The organism is Nocardia inohanensis NBRC 100128 (assembly GCF_001612945.1).
GTDB classification, from domain to species: Bacteria; Actinomycetota; Actinomycetes; order Mycobacteriales; family Mycobacteriaceae; genus Nocardia; species Nocardia inohanensis.
On sequence record NZ_BDBK01000001.1, the window covers coordinates 917,955 to 940,018 of the forward strand.

Annotated in this window: 14 protein-coding genes; 1 reads left to right on the plus strand and 13 read right to left on the minus strand. The window is 68.2% G+C overall.

Going from position 1 to position 22,064, the window contains the following annotated elements:
* Positions 1-6: 6 nt before the first annotated feature.
* The gene (locus tag NI1_RS04475) at positions 7-852 is read right to left on the minus strand and encodes a class I SAM-dependent methyltransferase (protein ID WP_067814226.1); all 846 of its coding nucleotides are present in this window, start codon (positions 850-852) and stop codon (positions 7-9) included.
* Between the two features lie 546 nt (positions 853-1,398).
* Positions 1,399-2,367, minus strand: a complete 969-nt coding sequence (locus NI1_RS04480) for an ADP-ribosylglycohydrolase family protein (protein ID WP_245663060.1) — start codon at positions 2,365-2,367, stop codon at positions 1,399-1,401.
* A gap of 187 nt (positions 2,368-2,554) precedes the next feature.
* On the opposite strand from NI1_RS04480, the gene NI1_RS04485 reads away from it, so the two are divergent.
* A complete protein-coding gene (locus tag NI1_RS04485) occupies positions 2,555-3,295 on the plus strand; it encodes a hypothetical protein (RefSeq protein WP_067814228.1) in 741 nt (246 codons plus the stop codon).
* An 8-nt stretch (positions 3,296-3,303) separates the two neighbouring features.
* On the opposite strand, the gene NI1_RS04490 is transcribed toward NI1_RS04485, so the two are convergent.
* The 11 genes from NI1_RS04490 to NI1_RS04545 all read right to left on the minus strand — a co-directional run bounded on the left by NI1_RS04490 (position 3,304) and on the right by NI1_RS04545 (position 22,048).
* On the minus strand, positions 3,304-3,510 hold the full coding sequence (locus tag NI1_RS04490) for a DUF397 domain-containing protein (protein ID WP_369690120.1): 207 nt from the start codon (positions 3,508-3,510) through the stop codon (positions 3,304-3,306).
* The gene (locus NI1_RS04495; protein WP_067814231.1) at positions 3,507-4,406 is read right to left on the minus strand and encodes a helix-turn-helix domain-containing protein; all 900 of its coding nucleotides are present in this window, start codon (positions 4,404-4,406) and stop codon (positions 3,507-3,509) included. The genes NI1_RS04490 and NI1_RS04495 overlap by 4 nt, the downstream gene beginning before the upstream one ends.
* A gap of 546 nt (positions 4,407-4,952) precedes the next feature.
* Positions 4,953-7,154, minus strand: coding sequence for a thiamine pyrophosphate-dependent enzyme (locus NI1_RS04505; RefSeq protein ID WP_439957224.1), 2,202 nt, complete (start codon positions 7,152-7,154; stop codon positions 4,953-4,955).
* A 133-nt stretch (positions 7,155-7,287) separates the two neighbouring features.
* Positions 7,288-8,139, minus strand: a complete 852-nt coding sequence (locus NI1_RS04510; protein ID WP_067814235.1) for an alpha/beta fold hydrolase — start codon at positions 8,137-8,139, stop codon at positions 7,288-7,290.
* Complete coding sequence (locus NI1_RS04515) at positions 8,136-9,305, minus strand: FAD-dependent monooxygenase (RefSeq protein ID WP_067814237.1); 1,170 nt, start codon at positions 9,303-9,305, stop codon at positions 8,136-8,138. Before NI1_RS04515 ends, NI1_RS04510 begins: the two co-directional genes overlap by 4 nt.
* On the minus strand, positions 9,302-10,180 hold the full coding sequence (locus tag NI1_RS04520; protein WP_245663062.1) for an SDR family oxidoreductase: 879 nt from the start codon (positions 10,178-10,180) through the stop codon (positions 9,302-9,304). Before NI1_RS04520 ends, NI1_RS04515 begins: the two co-directional genes overlap by 4 nt.
* A complete protein-coding gene (locus NI1_RS39115) occupies positions 10,153-11,640 on the minus strand; it encodes a phthiocerol/phthiodiolone dimycocerosyl transferase family protein (protein ID WP_067814240.1) in 1,488 nt (495 codons plus the stop codon). The genes NI1_RS04520 and NI1_RS39115 overlap by 28 nt, the downstream gene beginning before the upstream one ends.
* A complete protein-coding gene (locus NI1_RS04530; RefSeq protein ID WP_369690121.1) occupies positions 11,640-18,776 on the minus strand; it encodes a non-ribosomal peptide synthetase in 7,137 nt (2,378 codons plus the stop codon). The genes NI1_RS39115 and NI1_RS04530 overlap by 1 nt, the downstream gene beginning before the upstream one ends.
* A gap of 453 nt (positions 18,777-19,229) precedes the next feature.
* Positions 19,230-19,790 carry a 3'-5' exonuclease gene (locus NI1_RS04535; RefSeq protein WP_067814244.1) on the minus strand — a complete coding sequence of 187 codons (561 nt, stop codon included), beginning with the start codon at positions 19,788-19,790 and terminating at the stop codon, positions 19,230-19,232.
* A gap of 57 nt (positions 19,791-19,847) precedes the next feature.
* Entirely contained in the window at positions 19,848-20,627 is a 780-nt protein-coding gene (locus tag NI1_RS04540; protein ID WP_084522534.1) for an META domain-containing protein, read from the minus strand.
* A 17-nt stretch (positions 20,628-20,644) separates the two neighbouring features.
* On the minus strand, positions 20,645-22,048 hold the full coding sequence (locus NI1_RS04545; RefSeq protein WP_084522535.1) for a lipase family protein: 1,404 nt from the start codon (positions 22,046-22,048) through the stop codon (positions 20,645-20,647).
* Between the last annotated feature and the right edge of the window lie 16 nt (positions 22,049-22,064).

Below are 22,064 nucleotides of genomic sequence, written 5' to 3' on the forward strand. Positions count from 1 at the left end.
ATGCGGTCAGGTGACCTGTGCGGTCACCAGGGTCTCGAAGGTGTAGGGCCGCAGGCCATCGGTACGGCCGGCGAAGTATCGCTGCTGGAGGTCTGCGTGTGCGGGATGGTCCACGACCTTCAGTCCGCATCGGCTGATCAGCCTGTCGATCTCGGATGCCGGCCAGCCGGGCTGGAGCGGCTCGCCGACAGCAGCCGCGATCGGCGTGTAGATACGAGCGAATTCGGTTCCCGCGTCGTCGAGTACGCAGTCCTCGGCGCGGTAGGAGAACACCACCTCGGAGCCGGGGGCAGCCGCTGCGATCGTGCGCAAACCCGATTCGATCGCCAGTGCGGTCAGATAGGGGGCGACGCCCGTCCAGGAGAACATCGCAGGCTGCGACCAGTCGAACCCGGCCTGGCTCAGTGCGTCCTGAACCGGTCCGGCCTCGAAATCAGCGGGCACGAATATCTGCGAGTCGCTGAGCGGTAGACCGAGGTCCCTGACGCGCTCGAGCTTCCAGGCTTGGGAGGCAGGGTGATCGACTTCGAACATGGTCAGCGGGCCGAGGAGATCCGGTCGGCGCCATGCGAAGGAGTCAAGCCCCGCACCGAGGATCACGTACTGCGTGAAGGCGCCGGAGGTCAGTCGGTCCTCGGCGTACCGGGTGCGGGTGCAGACAGCGGCGCGGGATTCGCGACGGACCCGATCGGGGAACATCGGATCGAACCGGTCTCGCAGCTGCTGCCATACCGGGCCGACCAGCACCAGGGCCAGCGCATCGTCGAGTACCCACGGCGGGGCTGTCTCCAGGCGAAACAATCCACGCGAGATGGCCGCAAACATCGCCGTTCTACTCGGCGCGCCTTCCATGCGTTCCTCCTCGCGGGCCAGAACCCGGCATGCCGACCATGCTCGCCCCCTTCACAGGATGCGCCTGAAACGCCCTGACAGCCATACACGTCCGCGTCGATGATCGTCGGTCAGCCCGCAGAACCGGTCGGTACTTGGGAGCGCGGTACTGCGCTGGTGATCGACCACCCCGCGTCGATAGCGGGCGCACTGCACGAGGTATCGAAGCTCACGCTGGAATGCGGGTCGGCCCACCGACTGGTTGGGTAGCTTCTGGTCCAGAAGGCCCGATTGGCGCCGGGGTCGTTGAAGGTCGTGCAACTGACCTGCGCGGAGATCAGATATGCCTCGTCGTTGTCGTTGGTACAGGTGGCCCCCTCGCACCAGACGCCGGGCGCAACATAGACGGCCGCGGAGGCGGACGGTATGATCAAAACAGCTGTGGCACAGGCTATTCCCACGATCGTCAACAGGTTTGCGAATATGCGAGACTTCATGGATTTCCTCCCCTGAGTGAATCCCTACTCCCTGCGACGGTTACATCAGTTCGGCCGAGACGCAATCGAATTATGCTGCGCCTCTCCGAGATACGAAGGATGGCCGCGAACTGGTTCTGTCGTAGTTGGCATCTTCAGAGGATTGCCCACGGGGGGAGGGGCTCTCTGGCGGAAAGCCATTCTGGCGGTATGCCTTTGACGCCGGCCCGGTCCCGATACCGGTTTGCGCGCCCACGATGCCGCCGACGATCGCGGCGGTGGTGTCGGCGTCTCCGCCTGCTTGGATGCAGGCGGTGATCGCGGCGGGGTAGTCGTGTAGGTAGGTGGCGGCGACCCACAGGGTGAACGGGACCGTGTCCTGGGCGCTGACGCGGGTACCGTTTCCGAGTTCGTAGGCGGCTTCGGCGACCGTGTGGCCCAGCAGTTTTCGGGCTCGGCGGATACCTGCGGTGGTTTGTCCGTCGATCAGGTATGGGTCGAGGGCGTCGAGTAGTTCTGTTGGTGTGCAGCCTGTTTCGCGGGCAGCTGCGGCGTGGCTGGCCGCTACGCCCACGGCCATGGCGCCGAGGATCGCCTCGGGATGGCGGTGGGTGATTTCGGCGGACAGGGCTGCTTGAGTGGCGGCCTGGTCCGGGTTTCCGGCGAAATGGGCTCCGAGTGGGGCGACGCGCATCGCGGCGCCGTTGCCCCAGGAACCGTGTCCGTCGAATACGTCCGCGGCTGCTTCGCTCCAGGGACGTCCGTCGCGGATCTGGTGCAGCACAACGACTGTGCCGGGGCCATAGCCACGGTAGGGCTCACAGCGGTCGGCGAACGCGGCCGCGAGTGCGTCGCGATCTATCCGGCCGCGGGTGCGGATCTCGGTGTGCACCGAGCAAGCCATTTCGGTGTCGTCGGTCCAAGGCCACGGACCAGCGGGTGGACGGCCGGCGAGAAGGTCGGGAATCGAATTGCCGGGCACGAAGAATTGGGCGCCGAGTGCGTCCCCTACAGACAGTCCGTCGAGACTGTCACGAGCAATTTCGGATAGATGAGGCATACCGGGGTCATACTGCCAAACGGGAGTGGGCGTCTGCAACGGCCGACAACCACGACACCTTTGAGAGTTCCCGGGCATAGGTCACGGCATCGATCATCGCTGGAACGGGCGATGCGTTCTCGGGGCTCGGCGCGATGACATTGGAGACGGTGATTGTAAGAATCGGGAATCGATTGGGGGATTCGGTATGGGCGACTTCGGGGGCGGGGCGGCGCTGCTCTGGGTGGGGCAGGTTGTTGGGCAGTTGATGGCGGAGAAGGCTTTTGATCGGGCGGTGGAGCGGTATTGGCCGGGGCAGCAGCAGGCGGGGGAGACGGGGTGGGTGCCGGAGCGGCATGACCTGCGGGGTGGGAATGAGCCTACGACCGAGGTGGATATTGTTGTGCGGCATGCGGGGTCGGCTGCGGGGACGCCGGTGTTTCTGACATTTCAGCGGTTTATGGCGAGTGGGCGGGTCTCCGATGGGAGTGACGGGGTTATCTTTCCGATGGTGTTGGGGGAGACGGCCTATGTCACGTTGGCTCGTGCGGAGTATTTGATCGTGGCGTTGGTTGTTGATCTGGCGCGGGGGCGGGGGCGGCGGCCGGTGCTGCGTGGGCTGGGGGTGAGTGATGTGTATGTGGCTTCGAATTTTGGGCATGTGGTGACGATCGATGCCAAGCTTCCGACGCGGGAGCGGGCGGTGGATCTTGGGCTCATCGGTGCCGATGGCAGTGGGCCGTTCGAATTGGCGGCGCGGCCGGCTGCTCCGGTGCGGGCTGCCGGGTTGGCGTTTCCGATGGCGACACGGTCATCGGTTCCTCGGACTTGTCCTGCTCGGACGGTGTTCGGAAACCGTTGTGGGCGGTTCGTGACGGGGTCGGGGAAGACCTTCTGCCGGATACACGAATTTCTGGACGACACCGGGTTCGGGGTCGACCGGTACTGAGTCTGACCCTACGGTGCGTCGAATGTGCCCGCGCCGACCGAGGATACGAAGCTGTCCCACGCCGCCGGGGTGAAAACCAGTACGGGGCTGGTGTTTCCGAGCTTCGAATCGCGGACCGCGACCTTGCCTTCGTTCAGGTGGGCGGCTTCGACGCAGGCTTCGCCGCCGCCGCTGCGGCTGCTTTTGAACCAGCGTGCTTCGCTCAACTCGCTCACGATTCGAACTCCTTCGCTACCTGCCTCAGCAGATGTTTACTGTCTGCCACAGACAACGCTACCCGGGCAAGAGCCTGATGGGCTTGGAGATATCGGTCGACCATCTCCCCGCTGTCGTAGTAGAGGCGTGAACCGTAGGTTTCGACGTAGACCGTTGTCGGCTCCACGGGTTGCCCGGTGCTGAGATCTGTTGGGAAGTGCAGGATTACGAATGGCCCAGGAGCGATGCCGAGTGGAAAGCCGGCACTGAAGGGCACGATGCGGACGCGGACATTCGGATTGGTGTCGGCCAGTTTTCGGAGCTGCGCGGCCATGACGAGAGCATTGCCTGCGACCCGCCGGATGACAGCTTCGTCGATGAGGAGGTCCACTTCGACGGGGGAGAGACGACGGGTGAACGCGGTCTGGCGTTGCATCCGAACCTGTACGCGCTGCTCCAGTTCCATCGGAGTGTCGGAGGCGAAGAAGACACGGTCGAGTGCGCGTGCGTAGTCGGCGGTCTGGACGACGCCGGGCACCACGTCGGATTGGTGCATGATGACCCGTGCGGCAGCGGATTCGAGGCTCACATACGTCTCGAAATCGTCGGGGATGAGGTCTTCGTATCGCTGCCACCAGACCTTTTCGTCCACCGGTCGGGTGCGTTCATCGGCCTGGAGGGCGAGCAGTTTGAGGGTCTCGGTCTTGTCCTCGGCCCCGTACAGCTTGCACAGGGCTTCGATGTCGAGTTGGCGGATCTTGTGGGCTTCGCCCTTCTCGAGTCGCTGTAGCGTTCCCGCTCCTCGTTCGATAAGCCGGGAGGCGTCCGCGATGGAAAGCCCTTTGGCCTGGCGCATTTCACGGAGTTGCCGACCGAGCTGACGGCCGGGAATCGTGGTCGGGTTCCTGCCACTCATGAGCGTTGCTCCCGAAATTTTGGACGGCGGCGGTCTGGTAGCTGGATGCTATTATCCGCGCTTCGTGGATCACGCACTGGGGAAATGGACCAATTGCTGTGGATGGTCCAAAGTCGCTGCGTATCAGCCATATCGGGATATCTACTTGGTGCTGATCGAGCGGAAGGTGTCCATCCCAGGGAGGTGACCGTGAATACCTATGTGAGTCATGAGTTTCCGGAACGGCCCGTGCTGGATCTAGAGGTGGCCAGGCGGGAGCGGGACAAGCACAGGGCGTGTGGGGAGGAGTGTGATGCGAAGCGGTACTTCGGGAAGTTGGTGCCGCAGATGGAGGGGCGGTGTGGGTGGAATATCTGGCGGACCGGCGGGGAGTGACCGGGGTCACGAGAGAGTCGGTGGGCAGGTACTATCTACGTACGTAGAAAGTAGATAAGCCTGGTGTCGTCCCCTCGTCGGCACCGGGGCGCCGACCGGACTGGCGCCTGATGGCGGGCGGGCGCGGTGATCCCCTGGACAGGATCGCCGGGCTCGCTCGTCATTGTCTTTTCAGGGGGCGGCCAGGAGTTTGTCGGCGGCGGATTCTATGCGGGCCTCGTCCAGCAGGACGGTGCTGGCGGCGGGGCCGAGGGGGATGAAGCTGTCTTCGCTGGTTACTCGGGCGATGCGGCCTTCGAAGCCGGCGTCGAGGAGGGCGGCGATCACGGATTCGGAGATGCCGCCGGTGCGGCGGGTTTCGTCGGCGATGAGGACTCGGCCGGTGGCGCGGGCGTTGTCGAGGAGGTCTTCCAGGGGGAGGGGCGACAGCCAGCGCAGGTCGAGGACTCGGGCGTGGATGCCGCGGGCGGCGAGGCGGCGGGCTACGCGCAGGCTCATGGGGACGCCGTTGGCGAAGGTGACGATGGTGAGGTGGGTGCCGATGCCATGGACGCGGGCGCGGCCGATTTCGGCGTGGCGCAGGCCGGATGTTGTTGCGAGCCAGGCGTTGTCGCCGGCGCGGTAGAGGTCTCGGGTGTGGTAGAGGGCGATGGGTTCGAGGAATACGCAGACGCGGCCGTCGGTGCGGGCGGCGGAGACGCAGGTGCGGAGCATGGCGGCGGCGTCGTCGGCGCGGGCGGGGGAGGCGATCACGATGCCGGGGATATCGCGCAGTGCCGCAATGGAATTGTCGTTGTGGAAGTGGCCGCCGAAGCCCTTCTGATAGCCGTAGCCGGCGATGCGCACGACGAGGGGGTTGCGGTACTGGCCGGCGGAGAAGAACGACAGGGTGGCCGCTTCGCCGCGCAACTGGTCCTCGGCGTTGTGGATGTAGGCGAGGTATTGGATCTCGGGGATGGGGACGAAGCCGGCCAGGGCCGCGCCGAGGGCGGTGCCGAGCACGCTCTGTTCGTCGAGCAGGGTGTCGAAGACCCGGCGGATGCCGAATCGCTGCTGCAAACCCTTGGTGACGCCGTACACGCCGCCTTTGCGGCCGACGTCCTCGCCGAAGACCAGGACATCGCGGTCACGGGAGAGCAGTTGTGCCAGAGTGTGATTGACGGCCTGGGCCAGCGTCATCGGCTCGCTGTTGTCACCGGCGTCCGCGCCGGGCGCGACGCCGCGCAGCGCGTCGGTGCGCACCACCGTCGGCCGCGCCGGTGCGAGCGTGGCCATGACCGCGGCCGCGGAGGTGAGTTTCGGTTCCGCACGCAGGCTTTCGGCGGTGGCCGCCACGCGTGCCCCGATATCGTCATAGCGCCGGATGAGTTCGCCGGGCGTCGCCACCCCCGCCGCGATCAGCAGTTCGGCGGTGCGCGTCACCGGATCACGGCGCAGGTCCGCGGCCAGCTCGGCGGGCCGCCGGTACGCCGCTTCCACATCCGAGCCCGCATGCCCGAGCAATCGCACCGTGCGCAATCGCAGGAACGCCGGTTTGCGGTGTGTGCGAACCCATTCGGCGGCTTGACTGGCGGTGCTCAACGCCTCGGCGAGTTCCGAACCGTCCGCGTCGAACCAGCGCAGTCCGGGCCGCGACCCGTAGGCGTGCTCGATCCAGGCGCGCGGCGTCGGCACGCTGATGCCGAGCCCGTTGTCCTCGCACACGAACAGGATCGGCATGGGCACACCGAGATGCGCGGTATGCACCGCCGTATTGATCGCCCCCGCCGCCGTCGAATGATTCGCCGAGGCATCCCCGAAACTGCACACCACCACCGCATCCGAAGGCCAGGGCGACTCCACGCCCAGCCCGGCCGCCCGCTCGATGGCGAACGCCAGCCCGACCGCTCGCGGCAGATGCGAGGCGATGGTCGAGGTCTGCGGAATCACCCCCGCGGCGTGACTGCCGAAAACCTTGTGCCGCCCACCGGAAATCGGATCCGCGGCCGCCGCCACCACCCCCAGCAGCACATCCCGGATCGGGTCGATGCCGCCTACCTGCCGGGTCCGCTGCACGAAGAACGCGGCCGAACGATAGTGCAGCAGCGCGGGATCGGTGGGTCGCAGCGCCGCCGCGACCACCGCATTGCCCTCGTGCCCGGCCGAGCCGATGCTGTAGTACCCGCGTCCGTCCCGCCCGAGCTGCCGGGCGATCAGATCCAGATGGCGCGCGGTGGCCTGGGCGTCGAACAACTCCAGGGCCTGCGCCCCGGTGCACGGCGCATCGGGGGTGAGGGGCTGGTGTCGGGCCCGAGCGGGGCCGGGTCTCGCGGCGGCGACTTCCGCGCGAAACCACTGTTCCAGTTCCGCCTCCCGCTCGTTGATCCGACTCACCTCTCCAATTTGTCCGATATGCCGCTTACGCCGGGTCACCAGCGTAAATGCGGAACACCGATCTCCGTGGCAACTCCGCATTCGTCGGCCCGGCGAACCGGCGAACGCGTAATTCACGGTAGTGCGGAGAGCGTCAGGACGGGAGGCGGTTGGCGCGCAGAAATTCGTCGATGGCGGCGGCCAGCGCGACCGGCTGATCCAGCGGCAGGCAGGTCGCGCTGCCGGAGATCTCCAGAAAAGTGCTGTCGGGGAACGACGCGGCCAGGCGCGGCCCGTGCTCACGGGGCATCAGGCGATCCCGATCGGCCCAGACGACCAGCACCGGGCCCGCGAACGACTCGGCGGCCTTGGCCCAGCGGGCGAGTTCCGCCGCGTCGTAGCTGTCGCGCAGCACCTTGGCCAGATCACCGCGAACCGCGCGGTCGGTGAAACGCAACTGCCATTCGTCGGCCAGATCGGCGGGCAGCGGATGCAGGGCGCTGACATCCGCCGCGCCCATGCGGGCGCGGAACCACTTGGCGCGCATGGGCAGCGCCATGACGTCCAGCGCGCCCGGTACCCGCGCGGCGCGGGCGAACACACGACCCGGACGACCCGGCGGATAGTTGTCGAAGGCTTCGCAGGCGGTCAGCACCAGGCGCTCGAGGCGTTCGCCCTGCCCCTCGGCGAGCATGACCTGCGCCGCGCCCCAATGGTTTTGGATCAGCGTGACCTCGCGCAGATCCAGGGCGGTGAGGAACTCGCCGGTGAGCCGCGCCAGTCCGGCGACGGTCAGGTCGGCGTCGGGCCGCATGGGCAGCCGATGCGCGCCCAGCGGCATGGTCGGGCGGATGCAGCGGTAGGACGGCTCCAGGCGCGCCACCACCTCGCGCCAGACGCGCGCGTCCTTCATCGCCCCGTGCAGGAATACGAGAGTCGGCCCCTCGCCCGAATCGAGGTATTCGATGGGCCCGCAGGCGAGTTCGACGGTCTTGGTCGCGGTCATCGGGGCTCCAGGGCGGTGGTGACGGGCAGGGTGAAACGCATCGGGGCGATGTTCTGGGCCCGCATGATCGGCATCGGCGTGAAGCGCAGGACGGCTTCGCGCACCCGCACGGCCGGAGCCGATTGCAACTGTTCGGCCTTGCTCAAACGGCGCGAACCCGCGACCAGCATGCGGGTGCGGTCGCGGCGCGCGGCTTCGTAGGCGCGCAGCGCCCGCACCGGATCCGGTTCGGTGGCCAGATGGTGGGCCAGCACATACCCGTCCTCGATGGAGGAGCCCGCGCCCTGGCTGAGGCTGGTGAGCATGGCGTGCGCGGCATCCCCGGCCAGGGTGAAACGGCCGGTGCCCCAGCGATCCAGGAAATTCCGGTCCTGCGCCGGGACACTCACGATGGCCTCCTCCGGCGTGACCGCGATGGCCTCGCGGATCTCCGCCGCCCAGCCCTCGAACGCCGTGGCGATACCGGCCTTGCCGCCGGTGTAGGCGCGTGCGGTCTCGACACCGACATTCTTGGTGCCCCACCAGTAGACGCGGCCGCCGCCGATATCCATCAGGCCGAAGCGTTGCCCGCGGCCCCAATAGTGGCGGGCCACCCCATCTTTGATCAGCGGATGGCTGAACGTGGTGGTCGCCAGCCAGCACACGTAGCCGTATTCGTTGATCGGTTCGGCACCGGCGTGCTGGGCGCGTACCGCCGAGCGGATGCCGTCCGCGCCGACCAGCACGTCACCGCTGACCACGCGGCCGTCCTCGAAGGTGGCGGTGATGCCGTGCGCGTCCTGTTCGAAACCGGACAGGCGGGAACCGAAGTGAATCGGCGTCTCGCCGATGGCATTGCGCAGGGCGGCCATCAGATCGTCGCGGCCCACGGTGACGGCGGGATAGCCCAGCTCGTCGGTCATGGACCGGAACGGCAAGGCGCGCAGCACTTTCCCGTCCGGCGCATGGATGAAGAACTGCTCGGTCGTGCGCCCCAGCCCGGCGGCGGTGACGTCGATACCGAGCGCGTCCAGTACGGCCGTGGCATTGCTGAGAATGCCCAGCCCGGTGCCGGTCGATCGCAATTCCGGTGCTGCTTCGAAGATTTCGGCGTCGATACCGTGCCGGCGCAGGGCCGCCGCGGTGCTGAGACCGGCGACACCGGCTCCGATGATCAGAACTTTCATGACAGGCTCCTGGTGAGGGCGAGGTCCAGCAGGCGATCCGGCAGCAGGCGGGCGGCGAGGCTGCCGAGGGCGACATCCCGGCCCACGCGATAGCGGGTACGCGGGCGACGGGCGGTGAGAGCGTGCTCGATGGCGCGGGCCACATCGACCGGCGAGGTCTTGCCGCCGGTCGCGGTGGCGGCGTTGGCCTTCGAGAACTCGGTGAAACGGTCCCGGTACAGGGCGGCGACCGGGCCGGGCGCGTTCTCGAGCAGCCGCGCCGCGGTCTCGGCCTGTTTGCGCCAGATCGGGGTGGCGATCGCGCCCGGTTCGATCACCGACACGCTGACCCGCTGCGGGGCCAGCTCCCGGCGCAGCGCATCCGAGAGCCCTTCCTTGCCGAATTGGCTTGCGGCATAAGCGGTCATGTAGGGCAGCGCCACCCGGCCGACGCCCGAGGTGACGTTCACGATGCGCCCGGACGGGCCGCTGCCGTTCCCGCTGCCGGCCCGCAACTGCGGCAGGAACTGGCGGATCATGGCGGCCACCCCGATCAGGTTGACCTCCAGCTGATACCGCAGCTCCTCGACCGGCACGCATTCCAGGGGTGCGGACACGCTGATCCCCGCATTGTTGACCAGCCCGAGCAGCCCGCCCGTGCCGATCTGCTCACCGATCACCTTGTGCGCCTGCGCGATCGACTCCTCGGAGGTCACATCGAGCTCCACCGGCCGCAGCCGGTCCCCGGCGTCGGCGCGGCCGAGTTCGGCGACGGCCTCCGCGCCGCGAACACCGGCGAACACGGTGAATCCCCGGTCGGCCAGCCACAGTGCGCTCGCCCGGCCCAGGCCGGACGAGCAGCCGGTGATCAGGACGGCATTGCTGGTGTGGGACACGGCTTCTCGCTGTTCGATCGATGGGGCAGCCCGAGGGCGGAGTAGAGCACGGCGAGCGATTCGTCGGCCAGGCGCTCGGCGCGCTCGGCGGCGACGGCGGTCTCGATATAGGTGAAGTTCCAGTGCAAGGCGTCGTGGCTGGTGTTCACGCTCGCCACGAAATTCCCGCTGATGGAGATCCCGGCCACGAACTGCGCGCCGGAGAATCTCCATTCGCCGACGCGGTCGGGGAAGTCGTAGCGGCCGATATTGGACAGGCAGATATTGCCGTTGCCCCGGGTATCGACCAGTTTCACCGCGCGGGCACTGGTGGCGGGCGATGCGGGGCAGATCGCGGGCAGCAGGGCGATCTGCGCCAGATGCTGACGGAATCGCTTGCGCCGCCGCAGTTGCCGATTGACCGACCGCGCGACCGGCCAGAAATCGGCGGCGGGGCCGAAACGCGGCGTCGACGGGACGGTGGCGACATACGCGCCGACCTCGTCGCTCGACACCGGCGGCCGCAAATCGTCGCGGAAGTTCATCGGCGCGCCGATCGTCACCCGGCCCGATTCACCCGCGGCCGCTACGTTTCCGTACGCCTGCGCCATGGCAGCCGTGAGCGCACCGTGCACCGTGACTTCCTCTGCGGCGCAGCGTGCCAGGAGCGCGGCCAGGGTGTCCGCGGCGAGCTCGCGATGCACCAGGCGACTGTGCCGCTCCGTCGCGGTGACCGCCCGCTGCGCGGGAAGCCGGCGAGGGCGCAGCGCCGCACCGGCGATCTGATCCACCAGGCCCGAGCCGAGCGCAGTCAGCACCCCCGGAGCGCCTCGAAACATCGTGGGCAGCATGGCGTCCGGAGCGGGGAGGGCACTTCTGGCCCCGCGCGCCTCGGGAGCGGCCCCGGCATCCCGGGTCCCGGGGTCCGGTCGGTTCCAAGTGGCAGCTGCCGGGAGATCGCCGCCCGCGACGTTGCTATCCGATCCCGGGGAAGCATGCCCGAGCTGCCCCGGGACGGCTGCTGCGAGTTCGATCAGTCGCCGCAGCAGCGTCAATGCCGTGGTCGCGTCCGCGATCACATGCGAGACCGTCAACAGCAGGTCGTGTGTTTCCCCGCCGTCGCCCGTCCGGGTGCGGACGTCGGTGATGCGGGCCAGGGGCCGAATCTCGCTGTCGAGTGCGGTGTTCAGCTCGACCTCGTCGACCCGGCGCTCCCAGGTCGTATCGTCCACGATCGCGATCGGGAGGTGCGGGTCGGCGGCGGGGACGAAGGCCGGGGCGGTGCCGTCGGCCGCGCTGACGATGCTCACCCGCAGCAGCGGATGTTCCGCGGTCAGCGCCTGGGCAGCGGTGCGCAGCGTGTGCTCGGGCAGGTCGCCGTGCAACCGCACCCGCGCCACCACATTCAGTGGTGAGAGCCGGTCGCACACGTGGTACCAGCGTTCACTGGGACTCAGCGGCCGCTGTATCTCGGTATCCATCAATCGTTTCCAGAGCTCGATTCCAAGGCGGGGGTGCGGTTGAGCAGGTCGGCGAGCAGCCGCGCCACGATCGCGATATGGGGTTCGGTCATCATGGTCAGGTGATCGCCGGGGATCTCCCGGATATCCAACCCGAAAGTGGCCCAACGTTCCCAACCGTTGTCGGCGTCACCGAACATGGTGCCCGCCAGGCGATGCGCGGTCTCCAGGCTCGCGGGCAGCCCCTCGGCGGCGCGCAGCAGCGTGAAAGGCCGCTGCACCGGCGACATCCGATAGGCCAGGGCGGCTTGGAAATTGGCGTGGAACACCGAGTACAGGCGGCGCACCAGCTGTGGTGAGGAGTCCTGCGGCAGGATCCCGTGTTCGATGGCCTGGCGCAGGATCGAGTCGAAGAGCTCGTCGCGATCGGTGGCGGAGGTGTCGAACAGGTGCTCGAGGTCGAGCGTGGCGGCCTCGCTGCCCTTGGCGTACCAGAGCAGTTCACCGAAGAACCAGACGATCAGATCCCGCTCGTCCACCTGCTCCGGCGGCACCTCGCGCAAGGCCATGGTGTCCAGCAGCACCAGCTGCTCCACCGCCGAATCACCCAGCTGGCGCGCCACTTCCAGCGCCACGTAGCCGCCGAAGGACCAGCCCGCGATGTGGTAGGGGCCGTGCGGGCGCACCCGGCGGATCGCCGCCACATAGGAGGCGGCCAGCTCCTCGACCGTGGTCAACGGCGTCGTGCCCGGCACCGCCCCCGCGGCCTGCAACCCGTACACCGGGCGATCCCCGCCCATATGCCGGACCAGCGGCACGTAGCAGACGATATTGCCGCCGATGGGGTGAATCAGGAACAGCGGGGTCGCCCCGGAATCCGAATGCCGCAGGGGCACCAGCGGATCGAAGCTCCGTTCCGCTCCGCCCGCCCGCACCACGGCCGCCAACCCTGCCGCGGTCGGTGCGGACACGAAGGTCTCCAGCGGCAACTCCACATTCCAGCGCTTGGCCACCGTCATGGCGACCCGCATGGCGCCGATGGAGGTGCCGCCCGCCGCGAAGAAATCGGTGTCGGCGGCGAACTCGGCGGTGCCGCTGAACTCGGCCAGGATCGCCGCGATCTCCCGCTCCCATTCGTCGGCCGGAGCCCGCCCCGCCGCCACCGCCACGGGCCGCTCCGCCAACCGGCGCAGCGCGGCGTCGTCGCGCTTCCCGCTCGGCGTCAACGGCACCGCATCGATCCAGTGGAATCGGGAAGGCACCATGTGTGCGGGCAGATTCCGTCGCAGTTCTGCCCGCACCGTATCGACCGCCGGGGCCTCGGCGCCGGGAGCGGCGACCAGGAAGGCATCCAGCACCGCGTCGATGCCCGCCAGTCTGCGGGCGACGACGGCCGCCTGCTCCACCCCGGCGATCTCGGCGAGCGCGAACTCCACCTCGGCGCATTCGACGCGATAGCCGCGCACCTTCACCTGCGTATCGGTGCGGCCCAGGCAGACGATCTCACCGCCCGGCAGCGCCACGCCGAGATCGCCCGTGCGGTAACGGATTCCGCCGCCGCTGTCGGCGACGAACCGCTGTGCCGTGAGCTCCGGCCGCCCCTCGTATCCGCGCGCGAGCCCGCTGCCGGACAGATAGATCTCACCGGGTATCCCAGCCGGGACCGGACGCAACCGCTCGTCGAGCAGGTCCACTCCGGCGGCACCGACCACATCGCCGATGGGCGGCAGCCCGGGGAACCTGTCGGGCGACCCGCTCATCGCACAGGCCAGCGCCACATGCGATTCCGTCGGCCCGTATTGGTTCTCCACCACCACACCGGGATTGGCGGCCGCCAGCGCCCGGATCTCGGGCGTGATCCGCAACTGCTCACCGGAGGAGACCAGCGCCCGCAGCGTCGTCGGATAGACCCCGGTCGCCCGCGCCGCCTCGGCCAGCGCCTGCAATGCCACGTACGGCAGATACATGCGCGCCACACCGCTGTCCGCGACGAGCCGCACCAGCGCCGCCGGATCCTTGCGCTGCTCCTCGCTGATCAACCGCAGTGTGCCGCCCTCGGCCAGCGTCGCGAAGATCTCCTGAAACGACACGTCGAACGACAACGGCGCGAACTGCAACGTCACCCCGTCCGGTGCGGCGGTGGCCGAACGCCGCTGCCAGCGCACCAGATTCGCGAGCCCGCGATGCGGCATGGCCACACCCTTCGGCTCGCCGGTCGACCCGGAGGTGAACAGCACGTAGGCGATCGACTCCGGGTGGATCGCGGGCAGCACGCCTTCCGGAACACCTTGCGGCCGCTCGCCAGTGCCTCGGACGTCACGGTCGTCACGACTTTCGGCGGTTCGGCCCGGTGGAGTGGTGTGGCCGTCCGCGTTTCCGCCGGCCGCGAGCAGTTCCGCTGTGCCGGTGAGGATTCGGAACGGCTGGGCCCGGTTGATCATCGCCGCGCGGCGAGCTGCCGGATAGGACGGGTCCAGGGGAACGACGGCCGCACCGGCGCGCAAGACGCCCAGCACGGTCGCGATTTGTTCCGGGGAACGTTCCAGTTGGACCGCGACCCGGGCCTGCGGTGGCAGACCGTCGGCGAGCAGGCGCAGGGCGATCGATTCGGCGGCTCGGTCCAGCTGCTGGTAGGTCCAGCTGCCCGAATCGGCAACCACCGCGGTCGCATTCGGGCGAAGCGCAGCCATTGCCTCGACGAGGTGGACCGCGTCGTCGGCGCGGACTCGGGCATCGAGGCGGTCGTGCGGGTTGCGGACCAGGGCTTCCAGGACGCCGATGAACAGGCGGCCGTACTCCTCGCACTGGGTGTGGCTGAGGGAATCACGGCCGGCACTGATACGCAGGGTGATGTCGTCGGTGCGGGGATCGATGGCCGCGGTCACCAGCAGCGCGAAGTTGGTCTCCTCGCGCATGCGGAAGTCGGTGAGCGCGATGTCTTCCGCCGCCGACATGCCGGTGAAGACGTGGTAGTTCACGAAATTGAAAGCGGTGTCGAACGGGAGCGCGCCGAGGTCGGCGATCATGGCGCGCAGGGGATAACGCCGGTGCGGGTGGCTGTCGCGTTCCTGGGCCGCGATACGGCGGACCGCGTCGAGGAGATCGGACGGGCCCGCGGCGAGGCGCACCGGCAGCGTGTTGAGGAACAGCCCCGCCACCGAATCACCGCCGACGCGAGCGGGTCTCGCATGCGAGACCACACCCGTGGTGATATCGCCCGCACCGGTCATGGCCTGCAAGGTGAGGCAGTGGGCGGTGAGGAGTACCGACTTCAGCGGTACCCGCTCGGTGCTCGCGGTCGCGGCCACTGCCCGGCGCAGCCAGCGGGGGAGCACCGCCGAGAGTTCGACCGGCTCGTCATCGGTGGGCGGCTCGTAGGCGCGGGTGGACGCCAGCGAGGTGGAGGGAGCGCCCGCGAGCAGTGCGGACCAGTAGGCGCGCGAGCGGGTTTCGGATTGAGCGGCCTGCTCGGCGCGGGCGTACTCGGCGAGCAGGGTCGCCGGGTACGGCGTCGCATCGACCGGTTCGAGGCCCAAGCCGAGCAGATGCAGGTAGTCCTGGAGCAGCTCACGCACCAGGTTCGCAACGCTCCAGCCGTCCAGGATGGCGTGGTGGAAGCTGAAGGTGAGTTCGAATTCGTCGCCGCGCGGAACCACCCGCATCCGGTGCAGCGGGGCATGATCCATCACATACGGCGCGGAGTCCTCGGAGTCGCCGATGTACAGCGTATCGGGCACCTCGTGACGCACGATCTGGATCGGAATCGAGCGGCCGGTGAGATCGAAGTCCGAGCGCAGGGCGGGCTGCCGTGCGACCAGACGCGCGTAGGCGGTGCGGAAGTGCTGCTCCTGCCACGGCATTCGTAGTCGATAGGTGAAGACATCCTGGTACAGCGTCGATTCGGCGCGCTCCAGGCTGTGGAAGAGCATGCCCAGCTGCAAGGAGGTGGCCGGGAAGGCGTCCTCCGCGCCGGCGAGCGCACCGCGGTCGATGAGCGGGATCAGTTCCAGGGCCTCGGAAACACCGATATCGGCCACGGTTTCGCCCGCGTCCACGGCGGCGGCCAGATCGGCGATGGTCGGGCGGGCGAAGAACCGGTCGATATCGAACCGCAGCCCGCGCTGTTCGGCGGCGGAACGCAATCGCAGGGCGAGAATGGAATCGCCGCCCACGGTGAAGAAGTCGTCGTCCACGCTGAGCTCACCGGCCTCGACGCCGAGCACCTCCGCCCACGCCTCGGCGATCACCTGCTCCGAATCGGTTTGCGCGGGCCGGGTTTCGGTGCGATGCCGGACCGGCGCGGGCAGCGCCTTGCGATCCGCCTTGCCGCTGCCGGTCAGCGGAATGCGTTCCAGCCGAACGAAATACGACGGCACCATGTAACCGGGCAGGCGCGCGGCCAGCTGGTCGTGGACCTCGGTGTCGCTCGCGGTGCCCGCGTAGTACGCGACCAGCGTCGTGGCCTCGCCGTGCACGCGTGCGTCGATCACCACACCGGCCGTCACCCCGGGGCATTCGGCCAGCGCATTGTCGATCTCGCCCAGCGTGATCCGGTTGCCGCGCACCTTCACCTGGTCGTCCAGGCGGCCCAGGTACTCCAGATTGCCGTCGGCCAGCCAGCGCGCCAGATCGCCGGTGCGGTAGCGGCGGCCGCCCGGTACGCGCTCGTCGGCGACGAACGCGGCGGCGGTCAGATCGGCGCGGCCGTGGTAGCCGCGGCCCACGCCGACACCGGCGATATTCAATTCACCCGCGACACCGACCGGGCAGCGCCGTCCGGCCGGATCCAGCACCAGCAGCGCGATATTGTCGATCGGCTTTCCGATCGGGACACGTGAAACCTCGTCGGTGACTTCGTAATACGAGACATCCACGGTGGCCTCGGTCGGGCCGTACAGGTTTATCAGCCGCACGTGCGGCAGGCCGAGTTCCGCGAAGACCGCCCGGAACCGGTTGGCCAGCGCCGGAGTGAGCGCTTCACCGGAGCAGAAGACCAGCCGCAGCGAGGCCAGCTCCTGCGCCGGAACACCCTGCTCGGTCACATGATCGAGGAACGGCCCCAGCATGGACGGCACGAAGTGCATCACCGAAACCCGGTGCCCGGTAATGGCGGCCGCGATCGCACGTGGATCGCGTTCCCCGCCGTGCGGCAACAGGGCCACCCGTGCGCCGACCAGACCCCACCACATCAGCTCCCACACCGACACATCGAAAGTGGCGGGCGTCTTCTGCAAGATCACGTCGTCGGCGGTGATCGGGTAGGCGTGCTGCATCCAGGACAGCCGGTTGACCACCGAATTGTGTTCGATCATCACACCTTTGGGCTTGCCGGTGGAGCCCGAGGTGTAGATGAGGTAGGCCAGATCGTCCGGTGCGGTGGTGGACGGCACGGCATCATAGGCGGCGGTCTCACTCGGGTCGATCCGGGCGACACCGAGTTCCGTTGCGGTTGCGGAGAATTCGGCACCCGCGATCACCCGTCGGGCTCCACTGTCACCCACGATCGTGGCGATGCGGGCGGCCGGGAAGTCCGGATCTATCGGCACGTACGCGCCTCCGGCCGCGAGCACCGCGTGAATGGCGATCACCAGTTCGGGGGAGCGGCGCAGCAGCAACGGCACCGGTTCCTGCGGCCGCAATCCCGCCGCGCGCAACCGCCCGGCGAGCGCCCGCACCCGGTCCCCGAATTCCCGGTACGACAGGGTGTGTTCGAGGCCGTCGACCGTGGCGAGAAGCGCGGGCGCGTCGGGAGTGCGGTGAATCTGCGCGTCCACCAGCGCATCGATGGTTGCTCGCCGATCCAGCGGCCCCTGCGCCGGCCCTTCGAACCCGGCGATCCGCGCATGCTCGGCCGCGACCAACGTATCGAGTTCGGCCAACGGCGTATCGGGGGCGTCCAGGGCCGCCCGCGTCAACGCGAACACCTGCCCGATCATGTCGTCGATGGGGAAGTCCGCGTCGAACACATCCTCGGCATAGAAGATATCGATCTCGATGGCCCCCTCCCGCCGGAACTCGCGCGCCGCGATATTCAACGCATCCAGCGACGACCCCGTGGACAGCACGGTCATCTCCTCGATGCCGTCGGGCAGCTTGCGGTCCGGCAGCGACATGTACGAGTAGGTGACATCGAACAGGCCGGTTCCGCCCTTGCCCTGCTCCCGCAGCGCGTTCTGAAGATCGCCGAGCGGAAACCGTTGCCGCAGTGTGAGTTCACTGACCGCTTCGGCCGTGCGGGCCGCCTGCTGGGTCAAGGTCAGTGATTCGTCGATGTCGATGGCCAGGGGCAGCATGTTCACCGTGTGCCCGACCAGATACAGGTCTTCCCGGCGGCGATTGAGCAGCGGCACCCCCAGCACGATGTCGCCGTCGCGATGAATCCGGCGCAGATACCAGGCCAGCGCCGTCGCCGTCACCGCGAACACCGATTGCCCGGTGGTGCGCAACCGATCCCGATCCGCCCGCTCCAGCCGCAGCGTGCGCCGCCCCCGCGCCTGCTCCCGTACCGTGGCCCCGCGCGGGAACAACGCGGGCGACAGGTCCGCCACGCGTGCGGTGAGCGCCTCGGCATCCTGGCGGAAGCGGTCCGAATCCCGGTACTCGCCTTCGGCTTTCAGGAATTCGGTGTAACTCTGCGCCGGGATCTCCGTGCTCGGCTCGGCGCCCAGATAATCCTCGCACCAGTGCCGCAGCAGGATGGTCAGCCCCCACAGATCCACCACCGCGTGATGCGCGCAGACGTACAGCAGGAACGATCCACCGCCGTCGACCACGACCGCGGCCCGGATCAACTGCCCGTCCGGCGGCAGCACGGTATCGGTGGCGCGCCGCACCCACTCCAGCGCCGCGGCTCGCGGGTCGGGGGCCGTGCTCACATCGACGAGCTCGATCGAGTCGAGGTCCTCGCTGACCCACTGCGTCATGGCGCTCGCGTCGATGCGCACTCGCATCGCCTCGTGCCGCCGCCCCTCGCGGAGCATGCATTCGCGCACCCGTTCCACCTCCAGCGGCGCGTTGATCCGCACATACCCGGCGATCTGCGCCAGCGGCAGCTCCGGAAACAGTGCCCCCACGGTCACGACATCACGCTGATACCCCGTCAGCGGACGGACTTGCCTGTTCACGGCGGTCATCGCTTCGAAACTCCCTCTGGGCATGCGAAAAGAGGTCGATCGCGATTCCGCGCCGGCGTGACTGGAACGCCGAACGGCCCGACCGGCCCTCGGTTGTGCAGCGGGACAATGGAATTCCCCGGCCGATGGGCACCGGCACAAAAGAGGAACTCGGACTCGACGGCGACTTTGCCTGTAGCCCTACAAGATTCGAATGTAGACGTTCGCTGCGCGTTCGCGCGCTGTGATGATCTCCACAATCCGATCGGTCCGGAAATGCCCGAGGGGGTAATCGGGTGCGGAAGTGCCGGTCACGTGCCCAGTTCGAGTTATTCGCGGGGCGTCAATGGTGAATGCTCACAAACGAACCGCGGGCCGCACCATGGCGAAAGGTGGGGCCCGCGATCGGGGTTCGTGCGAGTATGTTCAGCCGATTTCGCAGGCGGACTGATCGACCGGTCCGGCGACAGCCGGCGGATGGACGCCGACCCGGCTCGGTCATGCCGCGAGCGGCCACTTGCCCGCCCTGATCATGTCGGCGATCAGGGCGGCGATATTCCAGGCATCGTCGCCGCCGCGATGATGGGTGCCCTCGAGCGGCAGCCCGGTCATCGCGAGAGCGCCGGCCATGCCGAAACGCCGGTGCGTGCCGCGGGATTCGGAGAACGCGAGCTTGGCATTGGTGTGGACGGTGCCGAAGGGATAGCGCACACCCGTTGCCGTGCATTGCCGTTCGAACTGTTTGCGGTCGTAATCGCCCCAGCTCGCCCACGGCCGGGAATCGGCCCGGAATTCGCGGCGCAACAGCTCGCACGCCGCCTCGAAGGGGATGCCCGCGGCGACCTGGTCGGCGGTGAGAGTGGTGAGCCGGGTGCAGAATTCGCTGACGGTGGAGCGATCCGGCCGCACCAGGATGGAGTGCTTCTCCACGCGTTCCAGGGTTTCGGTATCCAGCACGCACAGGCCGATCTCGATGATCTCGCTGGGCATGCCGGGCGGACCGGCCTTCTCCCAGCAGGTGGCCTCCACATCCACCACGTTCAGGAATCGTTCGTTCATGCCGCCGGACGGTACCGGCCGGGCGGCATCGGGCGACAACGCTTTTTCCGCGCGGCGTTACTCGGCGCGCAGTTTCAGCCCGGTGCCGTTGCCGCTGTTGCGCAGGGTCAGCTCATCGGAATCGATGGTGGCCGTGGTCTTTCCGTCGAGAGCCGCCAGCACCTGGCGTTCGACGTCCATGACATCCGGGTCGCACATCATCCGGGTGGTGCCCAGCTGGAAGGTGATGTCGTTGCCGGCCACCTCGGCCTTGCCGATCAGCCGATTGCAGCCGGCGGACCCCGAGACCGCGCCATCGGGGGAGATGGTCACTGCGGGGCGCACGGCATCGAGGGTCGCCGAACGGACCTCGGCGTCGGGGCGCAGCAGGCTGGTGACGATCCAGGTGGTGCCGACCAGCGGTTTGTCGGGTTCGGCGACCTTGCGATCCTGGAGCGTGACGGTGACCCGGTTGCCCTGCACGGTCAGCTCCGAGCCGTTCAGTTTCCAGCCGGGGGACGAGCGCAGCAGGCCGTCGAGCCAGCCGTCGGCGCCGCCGCTCTCACCGGGGCAGGCCATCAGGGTGGCGGCCAGGTCGCCGACGGTGAGGGTATTGCCGTCCAGGGTGACGGGGCCGGTCATGGTGTTGCAGCCGGCGCTCGCGGTCAGGCGATTGTTGCGGAAGGTCAGGGTGAGCGGGCCGCCGCCGGGGATGGGGGTGCCCTCCACCTTCGTGGAGAGATACGTCTTGCCCATCAGCTCCGAACCCGATTGCGGGCTGTCGTCGTTGCCGGACGAACAGCCCGCCGCGGCCGCGGTCATGGCGAACAGCGCCGCCCACATGCGAATAGCTGGCATGTAGCCGATCGTACGGGTCAGACCGGCATGCCCAGCGCCGACGCGAGGGTCTGGCCGATGGTGTTGACGAACGCGGCGAGCGCGCCCGGGTCGAGAATGCCGCTGTAGACATCGCGATTGTGGCAACCGGTGGGTACTTCGACGCCATTGAGACGGTCGTTGAGCCACAGCACCGCGCTCGCGGTATTGGAGACCGCGGCGATACCGTGCTCGCTGAGCAGATCCCGGGTGTAGAACACACGCGCCGACGGATCCTGGCAGTAGGTGTCGTAGGTGTTGTTCACCGCGTTGACCGGCATCACCTCATCGAGCGGAGCCTCGTAGATGTAGAGCGGTGCGGTCGGCGTGCCGCGATGGCCGAGGCTCAACTCGTCCAGCACCGGCTGCACCTCCGGCGAGCGCATGGGATCACCGGGATAGTCGAACAGGCCCTTGATGTTCACGAACGGGAACGCCGCGAATTGCAATGTCACGCACTGGTTCTCGTGTACCGCGCGGGTGGCCTTGCCGAGTGGGTTCATGTAGCGGTCGATGAACTGGTTCACCTGCGGGTACTCCCGGGCCACGCCGAACAGCCCGCCCAGGACCGCGCCGCCGAAGGTGGAGGTGCCGTTGTTGTAGTCGATGGCCATCCGGATATCGGCCATCAGGCCGCCGGTGGCGCTGCCGACCAAGTTCAGTTCCGGCGCATAGGTGGGCTGGAGTTCGGCGGCGTGCGCGGTCGGGATCGCGCCGCCCGAGTAGCCCCACAGCGTGACGCGGGTATCGGCGCCGGGGAGCGCCGCGGGTTCGAAGTTCTCGGCCGCGCGAATGCCGTCGAGGGTGATGCGGCCGCCGAGCGGGCCCACCGCGTACGCCGCGTTCGGGCCCTGATGATCGGGCACCACCACCGCGTGCCCGAGTTGCAGCATGGCCTGGACCTCGACGAATTCGGCCTCCATGACCGGGTTCAGCGGGTTGGGCAGCGACCCCATCTGCAAGGAATAGGAGGGTGCGCAGTTGACCGAGAGCGAGTCCTCGGCCATCTGGAACGAGACCAGTCCGCGCTGCCCGGTCGGGGCGGCGCGGTGCGGGACGATGACGGTGGTGACCGCGGCGATCGGCTCGCCGCGCGTATTGGTGCTGCGGAACGAGAGCTGCCAGGCGTTCACATTCAGCGGGATCAGCCACAGGTTCGCGAGATTGACCTGGCGGGCGGCGAGGATCTCACCCGGCTGGGCGGCGGCCACCCGGGCCGGATCCGGTTGATAGAAGCCGGGATCCAGATACGGCGGCGCGGGCGGCACCGGGAACGGCAGCGCGGGCTGCACCGGAACCTCTTGTGCGGTAGCGGTATTCGCCAGCGCCGGGCAGACAGCGACGGTGACCCCCGCCGCCACCGCCAGACACGCCTGAGCCAATGCCGTGGACCCCATTGTCATATCGAACTCCTCCGTG

What these genes read in the sequence shown, in the direction of transcription:
- NI1_RS39115 (WP_067814240.1), bottom strand. Translation starts at nt 11,640, where the DNA reads ATGGATACCGAGATACAGCGGCCGCTGAGTCCCAGTGAACGCTGGTAC.
- NI1_RS04515 (WP_067814237.1), bottom strand. Translation starts at nt 9,305, where the DNA reads ATGAAAGTTCTGATCATCGGAGCCGGTGTCGCCGGTCTCAGCACCGCG.
- NI1_RS04485 (WP_067814228.1), top strand. Translation starts at nt 2,555, where the DNA reads ATGGGCGACTTCGGGGGCGGGGCGGCGCTGCTCTGGGTGGGGCAGGTT.
- NI1_RS04530 (WP_369690121.1), bottom strand. Translation starts at nt 18,776, where the DNA reads ATGCCCAGAGGGAGTTTCGAAGCGATGACCGCCGTGAACAGGCAAGTC.
- NI1_RS04510 (WP_067814235.1), bottom strand. Translation starts at nt 8,139, where the DNA reads ATGACCGCGACCAAGACCGTCGAACTCGCCTGCGGGCCCATCGAATAC.
- NI1_RS04535 (WP_067814244.1), bottom strand. Translation starts at nt 19,790, where the DNA reads ATGAACGAACGATTCCTGAACGTGGTGGATGTGGAGGCCACCTGCTGG.
- NI1_RS04540 (WP_084522534.1), bottom strand. Translation starts at nt 20,627, where the DNA reads ATGCCAGCTATTCGCATGTGGGCGGCGCTGTTCGCCATGACCGCGGCC.
- NI1_RS04495 (WP_067814231.1), bottom strand. Translation starts at nt 4,406, where the DNA reads ATGAGTGGCAGGAACCCGACCACGATTCCCGGCCGTCAGCTCGGTCGG.
- NI1_RS04480 (WP_245663060.1), bottom strand. Translation starts at nt 2,367, where the DNA reads ATGCCTCATCTATCCGAAATTGCTCGTGACAGTCTCGACGGACTGTCT.
- NI1_RS04475 (WP_067814226.1), bottom strand. Translation starts at nt 852, where the DNA reads ATGGAAGGCGCGCCGAGTAGAACGGCGATGTTTGCGGCCATCTCGCGT.
- NI1_RS04545 (WP_084522535.1), bottom strand. Translation starts at nt 22,048, where the DNA reads ATGACAATGGGGTCCACGGCATTGGCTCAGGCGTGTCTGGCGGTGGCG.